Source organism: Sphingorhabdus sp., assembly GCF_029865925.1.
Lineage (GTDB): Bacteria > Pseudomonadota > Alphaproteobacteria > Sphingomonadales > Sphingomonadaceae > Sphingorhabdus_B.
This window is the reverse complement of sequence record NZ_JARXAI010000021.1, coordinates 1-11382: the sequence shown is the minus strand read 5'-3', so window position 1 is coordinate 11382 and position 11382 is coordinate 1. Positions and strand designations below refer to the sequence as shown.

At 54.9% G+C, this 11382-nt stretch carries 12 protein-coding genes; 10 read left to right on the top strand and 2 right to left on the bottom strand.

Annotation, left to right across the window (positions count from 1 at the left end):
* Positions 1-209: hypothetical protein (locus QE270_RS01720; protein ID WP_300034223.1), on the bottom strand; the 209-nt coding region annotated here is incomplete at its 3' end.
* Positions 210-450: 241 nt separating this feature from the next.
* Between QE270_RS01720 and purU the strand changes: the two genes are divergently transcribed.
* Genes purU through fdhD form a run of 8 tightly spaced genes read left to right on the top strand, consistent with a single transcriptional unit; the run spans position 451 to position 8711 of the window.
* Positions 451-1308, top strand: a complete 858-nt coding sequence (purU, locus tag QE270_RS01715) for a formyltetrahydrofolate deformylase (RefSeq protein ID WP_300034221.1) — start codon at positions 451-453, stop codon at positions 1306-1308.
* Between the two features lie 36 nt (positions 1309-1344).
* Positions 1345-2457 carry an S-(hydroxymethyl)glutathione dehydrogenase/class III alcohol dehydrogenase gene (locus QE270_RS01710; RefSeq protein ID WP_300034219.1) on the top strand — a complete coding sequence of 371 codons (1113 nt, stop codon included), beginning with the start codon at positions 1345-1347 and terminating at the stop codon, positions 2455-2457.
* Positions 2458-2868, top strand: coding sequence for an NAD(P)H-dependent oxidoreductase subunit E (locus QE270_RS01705; RefSeq protein WP_300034217.1), 411 nt, complete (start codon positions 2458-2460; stop codon positions 2866-2868).
* Positions 2865-4307, top strand: coding sequence for an NADH-ubiquinone oxidoreductase-F iron-sulfur binding region domain-containing protein (locus tag QE270_RS01700; protein WP_300034215.1), 1443 nt, complete (start codon positions 2865-2867; stop codon positions 4305-4307). The genes QE270_RS01705 and QE270_RS01700 overlap by 4 nt, the downstream gene beginning before the upstream one ends.
* Positions 4304-4849: a molybdenum cofactor guanylyltransferase gene (locus QE270_RS01695; RefSeq protein WP_300034213.1), complete on the top strand. Its 546-nt coding sequence runs from the start codon at positions 4304-4306 to the stop codon at positions 4847-4849. The genes QE270_RS01700 and QE270_RS01695 overlap by 4 nt, the downstream gene beginning before the upstream one ends.
* A gap of 4 nt (positions 4850-4853) precedes the next feature.
* On the top strand, positions 4854-7712 hold the full coding sequence (gene fdhF, locus QE270_RS01690) for a formate dehydrogenase subunit alpha (protein WP_300034211.1): 2859 nt from the start codon (positions 4854-4856) through the stop codon (positions 7710-7712).
* Complete coding sequence (locus QE270_RS01685; RefSeq protein WP_300034209.1) at positions 7709-7921, top strand: formate dehydrogenase subunit delta; 213 nt, start codon at positions 7709-7711, stop codon at positions 7919-7921. Before fdhF ends, QE270_RS01685 begins: the two co-directional genes overlap by 4 nt.
* The gene (gene fdhD / locus QE270_RS01680; RefSeq protein WP_300034207.1) at positions 7911-8711 is read left to right on the top strand and encodes a formate dehydrogenase accessory sulfurtransferase FdhD; all 801 of its coding nucleotides are present in this window, start codon (positions 7911-7913) and stop codon (positions 8709-8711) included. Before QE270_RS01685 ends, fdhD begins: the two co-directional genes overlap by 11 nt.
* On the opposite strand, the gene QE270_RS01675 is transcribed toward fdhD, so the two are convergent.
* Entirely contained in the window at positions 8686-9573 is an 888-nt protein-coding gene (locus QE270_RS01675; RefSeq protein WP_300034205.1) for a LysR substrate-binding domain-containing protein, read from the bottom strand. The two genes, fdhD and QE270_RS01675, sit on opposite strands and share 26 nt — an antisense overlap.
* 176 nt (positions 9574-9749) lie before the next feature.
* On the opposite strand from QE270_RS01675, the gene QE270_RS01670 reads away from it, so the two are divergent.
* Entirely contained in the window at positions 9750-10961 is a 1212-nt protein-coding gene (locus QE270_RS01670; RefSeq protein ID WP_300034203.1) for an aromatic ring-hydroxylating dioxygenase subunit alpha, read from the top strand.
* A partial coding sequence (locus QE270_RS01665) for a PLP-dependent transferase (protein ID WP_300034201.1) occupies positions 10948-11382 on the top strand: 435 nt, incomplete at its 3' end. The genes QE270_RS01670 and QE270_RS01665, both read left to right, overlap by 14 nt.

Sequence of the window (11382 nt, the reverse complement as noted above, 5' to 3'; positions counted from 1 at the left end):
TCGCTCAGCGTGTCACCGCCCAAGGCAGTAATCGCGAGCGGAACTTTGTTTGCCGACTCTTCGCGACGCGTTGCGGTCACGACGATATCCGCGATCCCGCGATCCTGCTCTTCAGCTGTTTGCTGCGCAAATGCAGGAGTGATACCGATACCAACGCTGGCTGATGCAATAACGAGCGCAGCCGTCGAAATTTTTAAATAACTTTTCAATTTCATTCCCCTCAACCATCCCCCGACGTTGCGAGGGCCTTTAAACTCCACCGTGTAGACTGAAACTGCAGCCCATTTCAAGCAATTGACCAAATTTTCGTGATTGGTAAAATAAATTCTTCAACCAATTACATCATCTACATGTCGCGATTAGAAGACCTAATATATAGCGAAATCCAATGGTGAGCGCGGAAATGGCAGTCTACGCGGTCCCCCATCTTCAAGGGAATAGGGATAAAAGATGCAAATGGGGGCCGACTTTGTTTTGTTAATAGCCTGCGAGGACCGCAAAGGGATCGTGGCGGCTGTCGCGAATTCAATCGCGAGTCAGGATTGTAACATCGTTGAAAGCTCGCAATATGGTGACACCAATAGCGGTCGCTTCTTTATGCGCGTTGCCATTGCATGTGCCGACAATACGACCACTGAAAGCTTTAGCGCCGCATTCATGTCTGTTGCAGCTGCATTTCAGTTAGACTGGCAGATCCATGACCTGCGCAAGAAACTGCGCGCAATGATAATGGTGAGCCAAGGCGGGCATTGCTTAAACGATCTTTTGTACCGGACCTCTACCGCGCGGTTGCCAATGGACGTGACGAGCATCGTATCCAATCACGTAAACTGGCAGCGCAGGGCAGAGCATGAGGGCATTCCGTTTCATCATTTGCCGATCACGCCAGAAACAAAGCTGGATCAAGAGGCGAAATTGCTTGCGATGGTTGAAGAGCAGAAGGTCGATCTCATTATCCTCGCGCGCTACATGCAGGTCCTGTCCGACCAGCTTTGCCGTAAGCTTGATGGCCGCGTCATCAACATTCACCACAGCTTCCTGCCCGGGTTCAAGGGTGCAAAGCCCTATCATCGGGCCTATGAACGGGGCGTCAAAATGGTTGGTGCGACCGCGCATTATGTCACGCCGGACTTGGACGAAGGACCAATTATCACGCAGGACGTTTCGATCGTTGACCATGCCGACACAGTTGAGGATTTAATCGCGCAAGGCCAAGACACAGAAAGCCGAGTGCTCGCACGCGCAGTCAAACTCCATCTGGAACATCGTGTGATGCTCAATGGCAATCGCACGATTGTGTTTAAGTAAGATCCAACCAGATCAACAAAGTTAAGGATAGCGACCATGAAGACCCGCGCTGCAGTTGCATTTGAAGCGAAAAAGCCATTGGAAATTGTTGAGTTGGATTTGGAAGGTCCAAAGGCTGGCGAAGTGCTGGTCGAAATCATGGCAACGGGCATTTGCCATACCGATGCGTATACGCTGGACGGTTTTGACAGCGAGGGCATTTTTCCTTCGGTTCTGGGTCATGAGGGCGCAGGGATTGTGCGTGAAGTGGGTGCTGGCGTGACCAGCGTAAGCCCGGGCGACCATGTCATTCCTTTGTACACGCCGGAATGTCGGCAGTGCAAAAGCTGCCTGTCGGGTAAGACCAACCTGTGCACTGCGATCCGTGCGACGCAAGGCAAGGGGCTGATGCCCGATGGCACAAGCCGGTTCAGCTATAAGGGCCAGACGGTTTTCCATTATATGGGCTGTTCGACATTTTCGAACTTCATGGTCTTGCCAGAAATCGCACTTGCCAAAATTCGCGAAGATGCGCCGTTTCAATCAAGCTGCTATATTGGTTGCGGCGTGACCACGGGTGTTGGCGCGGTGGTGAACACGGCCAAGGTACAGGTTGGTGACACTGTTGTGGTGTTCGGCTTGGGCGGTATTGGCCTGAACGTTATTCAAGGCGCGCGTCTGGCGGGTGCTGGCATGATTATCGGCGTTGATATCAACCCTGATCGTGAAGAATGGGGCCGCAGGTTCGGCATGACGGCTTTCCTCAACTCCAAGGGGCTAAGCCGCGAAGATGTGGTTGCCAAGATTGTGCAGATGACCGACGGCGGCGCGGATTACACTTTTGATGCGACGGGCAACACAGAGGTCATGCGCACGGCGCTTGAGGCATGCCATCGTGGCTGGGGCACCAGCATCATCATTGGTGTTGCAGAAGCGGGCAAGGAAATCGCGACACGCCCGTTCCAGCTTGTGACGGGCCGCAACTGGCGCGGTACAGCCTTTGGTGGCGCCAAGGGGCGGACCGATGTGCCAAAGATTGTTGATATGTACATGACCGGCAAAATCGAGATTGACCCGATGATTACGCATGTCATGGGTCTCGAAGAGATCAACAAAGCGTTCGATCTAATGCATGCAGGTGAATCCATCCGCAGCGTGGTGGTGTTTTGAATGGCGACAATAGCTGACATATTGGCCGAGCATAAAGACAAAGAGGGGCCCCTCCTCCCGGTACTGCACGATGTGCAAAAGATGTTCGGTCATGTCAGCGAGGAAGCTATGCGCGAGATTGCGCAGGCATTGAACCTGACCCGCGCCGAAGTATATGGCGTCGTCAGTTTCTATCATGATTTCCGCAAAGAAGCCGAACCCCGACCAGTTTTGAAACTGTGCCGGTCCGAAGCCTGCAAAGCACGTGGCGTCGAAGCTTTGGTCCCCATCGCGGACAACCAAAGCCGCATAAAAGTGGAGGCCATTTATTGCCTTGGATTATGCGCGGTTGGTCCATCTGCGATGGTTGGCGAAAAAGTCTATGCACGTTTGGACGGTGCTAAGTTCAAAACATTATTGGAGGCCATGTGACCGTCCGGATATCTGATGATGCCGTTGCGATCGCTTGCGGCGCGGACGACGTTGCGTCGGCATTCATTGCCGCGGGCGTCGCCGTCGAGCGCGTTTCGAGTTGGGGTATGCACTGGCTGGAGCCGCTGGTTGATATTGACGGCATCGGCTATGGTCCAGTGTCGGTCGATCAGGTTGCGGATATAATCAAGGGTAATACGCCGTCCTTGGGTCGCATTGAGGATCATCCGTTTATCGCCAATCAAACGCGCCTGACTTTCGCGCGCGCCGGCAAAACCCGCCCGCTTTCACTCGACGATTATTACGCCTCAGATGGCTGGCTTGGGCTGGCAAGGGCCCGCGAAATGGGCGCCCAAGCAACAATTGATACGGTCATGACCTCGGGGCTTCGTGGCCGTGGCGGCGCTGGTTTTCCTGCAGGCATAAAATGGCAGACGGTCGCGCGTGCCAGCGGTGAAAAGAAATACATCGTTTGCAACGCAGACGAAGGCGACAGCGCCACTTTTGCGGACCGCATGGTGATGGAGGGCGACCCCTTCATGCTGATTGAAGGCATGGCGATTGCCGGTTTCGCGGTCGGCGCGGACAAGGGCTATGTGTATATCCGCTCCGAATATCCGCATGCTATCGCCAAGATGGAAGCCGCTATCAAGCTTTCGGCCCATTTGGTTGCGCCATTTGTCGTCGAAGTCCGCGTTGGTGCCGGCGCTTATATTTGCGGCGAGGAAACATCGCTGCTCAACAGCCTGGAAGGTAAGCGCGGCGAGGTTCGCGCCAAGCCACCACTGCCTGCGCTGGAAGGCCTTTTTGGCAAGCCAACAATCGTCAACAATGTGCTGACATTGGCCGCTATACCATGGGTGTTACAGCATGGTGGCGAAGCATATGCCGCATTCGGCGCTGGCAGATCTAGGGGCACCATGCCCATCCAAATCGCCGGGAACGTAAAGCATGGTGGCCTTTACGAAGTTGCCTTCGGCATCACGCTTGGCGAACTTGTGCATGATATCGGCGGCGGCACAGCTAGCGGCCGCCCCGTGCGCTGCGTGCAAGTCGGTGGACCATTGGGCGCGTATATTCCGCCCGCACAGTTCCATCTTCCTTTTGATTATGAGGCGTTTGCTGCTGCTGACGCGCTGATTGGTCATGCTGGCGTCAATATATTCGATGATACAGTCGACATGGCCCAAATGGCGCGCTTTGCGATGGAGTTTTGTGCCGTTGAAAGCTGCGGAAAATGTACGCCCTGCCGGTTGGGAAGTACGCGCGGCGTTGAAACGCTGGACCAGATTATCGCTGGTAAAAATGTGGACGCAAATCTCGCGCTGATTGCCGACCTGTCCGAAACCATGAAGTTCGGTTCGCTCTGCGCCTTGGGCGGCTTTACACCTTATCCCGTTATGAGCGCCATCAAGCATTTTCCCGAGGATTTCCGGTGAAAAGGCTCGGCGCGATCATTGCCGGCGGTAAGGCTACACGCTTTGGGAGCGACAAGGCTGCTGCAATGTTAAACGGCCGGCCGCTGATTGAACATGTCGCCGATGGATTGCGCGAACAGGTCGACAGGCTCATTGTCTGCGGGCGCGCATGGGCTGGGATGGATTGTATAGAAGACGCCCCCTTCCCCGACATGGGGCCTTTGGGCGGCCTGAATGCAGCGCTTCTTTACGCGCAGCAAAACGGGTTCGATGAGGTGGTGACCGCTGGTTGCGATGTCGTGCCCGTCGCCCAATTTCCAATGAAACGTCCCGATGATCGTGCCATCTATATCGATGGGCATTATCTGTTTGGCGTGTGGCCTGTTGCGCTTGCGCAACGCCTTGAAAAACATCTGCGCAATCAGGACAATTTGTCGATGCGCAGTTGGCTCGCCGCAAGCGGCGCGCAAGCAATCACATCCGCAAATGCTTTCCACAATTTGAACACGCCTTGGGACCTTGCGCAATATGCTGCGCAACGGTCGAATATTGGTATAAGGTAGCAACATGACGTACCAGCCGCAAAAGGATTTCGGAACACCGGAAAGTCGCTCGAACGAAGCAATTTCGCTTACCATCGACGGCCGCAATGTCACTGTGCCTGCTGGAACAAGCGTCATGCGTGCTGCTGCCGAACAAGGTACGTCCATTCCAAAATTATGCGCCACTGACAGTGTGAAAAGCTATGGTTCATGCCGTTTGTGCCTTGTTGAAATTGATGGCCGCAAAGGCACCCCGGCCAGTTGTACGACGCCTGTCGAACCCGGCATGGTCGTACACACCCAGACCCCGCATCTGGCGAAATTGCGCAAAGGCGTCATGGAACTGTATATCTCAGACCATCCGCTCGATTGCCTCACATGCGCCGCCAATGGTGACTGCGAATTGCAGGATCAGGCCGGCGCTGTTGGCCTTCGTGATGTGCGTTATGACGTGCAGGCGACACATCTTGGGCAGGAAAAAGATCACTCCAACCCGTATTTCGATTTCGATCCGAGCAAGTGCATTGCCTGCTCGCGCTGCATCCGTGCGTGCGACGAGGTGCAAGGTACCCTCGCACTGACCATGGAAGGCAGGGGCTGGGATTCAAAAATATCCGCAGGCTTTGCCAGCGACAATTTTATGGGTTCAGAATGCGTGTCTTGCGGTGCGTGTGTGCAAGCCTGCCCAACAGCAACGCTGGTAGAAAAAAAGGTTGTAGAGGTCGGCACACCCGAACGCAGCGTTGTTACGACCTGCGCTTATTGCGGTGTGGGCTGCACCTTCCGCGCAGAAATGCGCGGCGAGCAACTGGTGCGGATGGTCCCCTACAAAGACGGTAAGGCCAATCGCGGCCACAGTTGCGTCAAGGGTCGCTTTGCCTGGGGCTATGCGCAGCATCAGGAACGCATATTGAAGCCAATGATCCGCGCATCCATCAGCGACCCGTGGCGCGAGGTCGAATGGGACGAAGCTTTTGCCTACACCGCATCAGAACTTAAACGGATTAGCGCGAAATATGGTCGCAACGCCCTTGGCGGCATTACCTCGAGCCGCTGCACCAATGAAGAAACCTTCCTTGTGCAGAAGCTCGTCCGCGCAGGCTTTGGCAATAACAATGTCGATACCTGCGCGCGCGTGTGTCATTCGCCTACCGGATACGGCCTAAAAACAACCTTTGGCACAAGCGCGGGAACGCAGGATTTTGATAGCGTCGAAGACAGCGACGTCATCCTGATCATCGGGGCCAACCCCACCGATGGGCACCCCGTTTTTGCCAGCCGCATGAAGCGCCGATTGCGCGGACAAGATGGACGCCCGGGTGCAAAGCTTATCGTCATTGACCCACGCCGCACCGACATTGTGCGTTCACCGCATATCGAGGCGCAGCACCATCTTCCGTTACGCCCCGGCACTAATGTTGCCGTACTGTCCGCGATGGCACATGTGATCGTAACCGAAGGTCTGACCGATGAGGCATTTATCCGGGAGCGTTGCGACTGGGATGAATATAGCCATTGGGCCGAGTTCGTATCGCAAGCCCGCAACAGCCCCGAAAATTTGCAGCCCGTTACCCTGGTTGATGCAGAAGAGCTGCGCGCAGCGGCGCGGCTATATGCAACGGGCGGCAATGGCGCGATCTATTACGGCCTTGGTGTTACCGAGCATTCGCAAGGCAGCTCGACAGTTATGGCAATCGCCAATTTGGCGATGGCAACCGGGAATATTGGTCGCCGTGGTGTCGGCGTAAATCCGCTTCGTGGCCAAAATAACGTCCAAGGCGCGTGCGACATGGGCAGTTTCCCGCATGAGCTTGCCGGATATCGCCACATCAGCGATGGCGACGCGCGGCGATTGTTTGAAGATGACTGGGGTGTAACGCTGGATCCAGAGCCCGGCCTGCGTATTCCCAGCATGCTCGATGCAGCGGTCGACGGCGTGTTCAAGGCACTCTATTGCCAAGGCGAAGATATTCTCCAATCCGATCCGAACACGGCGCATGTGTCGGCCGGTCTGGCGGCGATGGAATGTGTGATCGTCCACGATCTTTTCCTGAATGAGACCGCGAACTACGCGCATATCTTCCTGCCTGGATCAACTTTCCTTGAAAAGAACGGCACTTTCACCAACGCCGAACGCCGCATTCAACCCGTACGCAAGGTGATGACACCATTGAACGGGTTGGAGGATTGGGAAGTCACGCAGCGGCTGGCGCAGGCGATGGGGCTGGATTGGAACTATAGCCACCCGTCCGAAATCATGGACGAAATCGCCCGGCTTACGCCGACCTTCGCTGGCGTGTCCTTTTCCCGGCTGGATGAGGCCGGATCTCTACAATGGCCAGTGACAGCCGATGCGCCCGAGGGATCGCCGATCATGCATGTTGATGGCTTCGTCCGCGGCAAGGGCAAATTTGTTGTAACCGATTATGTGCCTACCGACGAAAAAACGGGACCGCGTTTTCCGTTGTTGCTGACGACTGGACGCATATTATCGCAGTATAATGTCGGCGCGCAAACGCGGCGGACAGAGAATGTCGCTTGGCATCCGGAAGACTTGTTGGAAATTCATCCGGTAGATGCCGAGGATCGCGGATTGAAGTCAGGCGATTGGGTGAAATTGGCGAGCCGTGCGGGCGAAACCACGCTACGCGCGACGGTGACTGACCGCGTTGCCCCCGGGGTTGTCTACACCACATTCCACCATGCCGTGACGCAGGCGAATGTTGTCACCACGGACTTCAGCGACTGGGCAACCAATTGTCCGGAATATAAAGTCACTGCGGTTCAGATCAGCGCCTCCAATGGACCAACCGAGTGGCAGGAAGAGTATGAGGCTTTGTCGACACGCTCACGCCGGGTGGAAGCCGGAATTCCCGCCGAATGAACACCGTTGAGCGCCTGATCCTCATGGCCAATCAGATTGCAACCAATCTGGCGACAGACGATGCCCCTATTGCTGCGGTAGCCGATCATATTCAGCAATTCTGGGACCCGCGGATGAAGCAGCTCATTTTTGCGCATGGAACCGATGGCCTGTCTCCGGTTGCTGCCGCCGCCATTGGTCGATTGGCCGACGCGCAAAATGGCGCCTGATAAAGGCGCAACGCCTATCTGCTTTTCTGTGCTTAAGCCTGATCATGGCGCGGCAGAGGTAATAGAGCGGGACATCATTTTAGAAGCACCAATCGCAATTGAGTATAATGGTATTGGCTATGCGGTGATGATGGCAACGCCAATTGACCTTGAGGACTATGCTGTCGGCTTCAGCATGTCGGAAGGGTTGGTTAGCCACACTGATGACATTCTGGCCATCGATGCGCACAAGGCCGATTTGGGCTGGATCTTGCGCATTCAGGTGCCACAAGAAAACGCCTCAAAAGTCTTTGCCCGCGCGCGCCAACGGGTCTCCGAAAGCAGCTGCGGTTTGTGTGGTATGGACAATCTCGAAGAGGTCATGCGCCCTTTGCCCCACATAACTGCGCAGATTGCGGTCGCCGATGTGGCGATTTTTTCGGCGCTATCGGCATTGCGGTCGCATCAGACGTTAAATGCCCAAACAGGTTCGGCACACGCAGCGGCATTTTGCGCGCCCGACGGGGCTATCCTTATGACGCGTGAGGACGTGGGCCGCCATAATGCACTCGACAAATTGATTGGCGCGCTCGCCCGCGCCAACATCGATATCTCAGCGGGATTTATAATATTGACCGCGCGCTGTAGCTTGGAATTGGTTCAGAAGGCTATCCTTGCCAACTGTCCAATGCTCGTCACGATTTCGGCGGCAACTGATCTTGCGATCGACATGGCGAAGAAATCCGGCCTGCGCCTGATAAGTCTAGCCCGCGCAGATTCCGCGCTTACCGCAATGCCCCAAAGCGGCTGATCAACCAGCTTCGGAACATAGAAATCGCAGGGTCGCCCAAGTCGTCGGCGTGGAGTTTTAGATAATAGCCATAGCCGTCTTCGATCACCGCATCATACGGCATCACCAGACGCCCATCCGCTATTTCCTGTGCGAACATATCGATATCTCCCAAAAAGACACCGTTGGCGGTCATCGCGTATTGCGCCGCAGCAATCGTGGTATCAAACGCAAGCCCGCCATGGGTCGCAACGGCTATGCCGCTTTGCCGGAGATACGCCGTCCACAAAAGATCCCGCGGCTCGCCATCCAGTTTGAGGTGCAGAAGCTCCTCGCCTTGAAGAAATGCCTCCAGCGCCTTACCCTGAGCGGCCATCGCAGTTGCCGGTGAACATAAGGGCGCAACGCGCACCATCCACAGAAGATCGGTGATCCGATCATCAACATTGGGTCGGTCATAAGCAATGGCCATATCAAAATCTGTTGATGGCAGTCCAGTTACGTGCGCGCTTGAAACATCCAAGCGGATGTCGGGATGTTCGGCGTGAAAATCACGCAACATCGGCAGGAATAATTGCTGAAGCAAAGATGGCGGCACATGCAGTCGCAGCGAACGGCCAGTCAATTCATCATCGCGGATGGAATTCATCGTTTGCTCTAGCCGGTCGAGGCACTTGCTCACTACAGGCAAAAGCTCTTCACCGGCCGCTGTCAGTGAAAGCCTCGACGCGTCGCGGACGAAAAGTTGCTTTCCCAGCAGCTCCTCAAGCCCGCCCACATGACGGCTCATCGCGCTTTGCGATACCGAAAGCGCCGAAGCGCCGCCAGTGAAGCTCAAATTTTGCCCGACCGCTTCGAACGCACGCAGGGCATTGAGCGGCAACCAGCGACGGTTAATGGTGCTGCGATTGGATATGATTTCGACCTTTCGACTGCGGGCAATTCTTCGCTATCACCATAGCCCGACATTTTGACATAGGGCTATGCGAAAATGCGATTTTAATCACCTCTATATCTGGCCCATTCGCATTTTACAGAGGATTCAGCAAAGGCCTAATCATGGATTTGAACCACATAGCCACGCTTTTTGACCAGCGTCGTGAACGGCACACTTTGCCGCAGGCTCTGTATACTGAACCATATAGCTTCGATTTTGATATGGCGGCGGTTTTTGCCGAAAGCTGGTTGATGGTTGGCCTGGAATGCGAATTGCCAAAAACAGGCAGCTATGTGTCGATGATGGTGGGCAAATGGCCTGTTGTCATCACACGGGATAAAGAAGGCACGATCCGCGCTTTTCACAACAGCTGCCGCCACCGCGGCTCAATGATTTGCGCCGTTGGCAATGGCACATCACCTAAGCTGGTCTGCCCCTATCATCGTTGGACCTATGACCTTGACGGATCCCTGTTTGCAGCCGGCCGGATGGACAGCGATTTCGACAAAGCCGAACATGGCCTAAAGCCTGTTGCGATTGAATGCATATCGGGCACGATCTTCATTTGCCTGTCCGAAACGCCGCCACCGATTGAAGATTTTCGGGAAAAGCTTATGCAATATGCAGCGCCGCATAACCTGAAAGATGCAAAGCTGGCATATGAAAGCGTTCTTGTTGAAAATGCCAACTGGAAGCTGGTGATGGAAAATGGCCGTGAATGCTATCATTGCAGCACCGGACACCCCGAACTGGCAAAAACATTTCCAGTGGGCATGTCCAAACATTTTGACAGCGGCCATGACGCTCGGGTCATAGCTTTCGAGGAAACAATGGACGCGCTTGGCCTGCCGCAAACGCCTGTTGAGGGGCATTATTGGCAAATCGCGCGCTTTGCGTTGAACGAAGGCTGCGTTTCGATATCGGGCGATGGCCAACACCTATCCAAAAAGCTGATGTGCGAAGCCAATGAAGGCGATATTGGTTCGATGCGCTGGGCGGTCGATCCCCACTGCTTTGTGCATTGTACCGCAGACCATGTGTTCATGTTCAGCGCTATGCCCGTCGGCCCCAATGAAACCCATGTGACGGGTAAATGGTATGTGCATAAGGATGCTGTCGAAGGTGTTGATTATGACGTCGAAAAACTCATAGACCTATGGACCAAGACAAATTTAGAGGACAAGGCGTTGGCCGAAAACAATCAGGTTGGTGTTAATAGCCTTGGCTACACACCCGGCCCCTATTCACAAGAAGCCGAAATGCTTGCGCAGCGTTTTACCGACTATTATTGCGACAAGTCCCGTGCGTATATTGAAGCCCATGGCAAGCAATAAAGATAAGGGGTTGCGTCCCGAAACGCTGGCGGTCGCTTATGGCTACGACCCTGAAATGGGCATGGGTTCGGTCAAACCACCGATCTTCATGACCTCAACCTTTGTGTATCCCTCTGCGCAGCACGCCAAAGACGTGCATGAAGCGTATTTTGACGGCAGTGGGCCTCTGGTCGGGGAAACCAACCATATTTATTCGCGGCTTGGTCATCCGGGATTGGATTTTTTGGAAAAGCGTCTTGCGGCAATTGACGGCGCGGAAGAGGCAGTCGCCTATTCCAGCGGCATGGCCGCCCATTCGAGCATCGCGTTGGCCCATGTCCGCCCGGGCGACAGCGTATTGCATGGCCGCCCGATCTACGGCGGCGTCGACATGCTCTACAACAGCATCATGCCGCAATTTGGATCACATGCCGCGGCATAT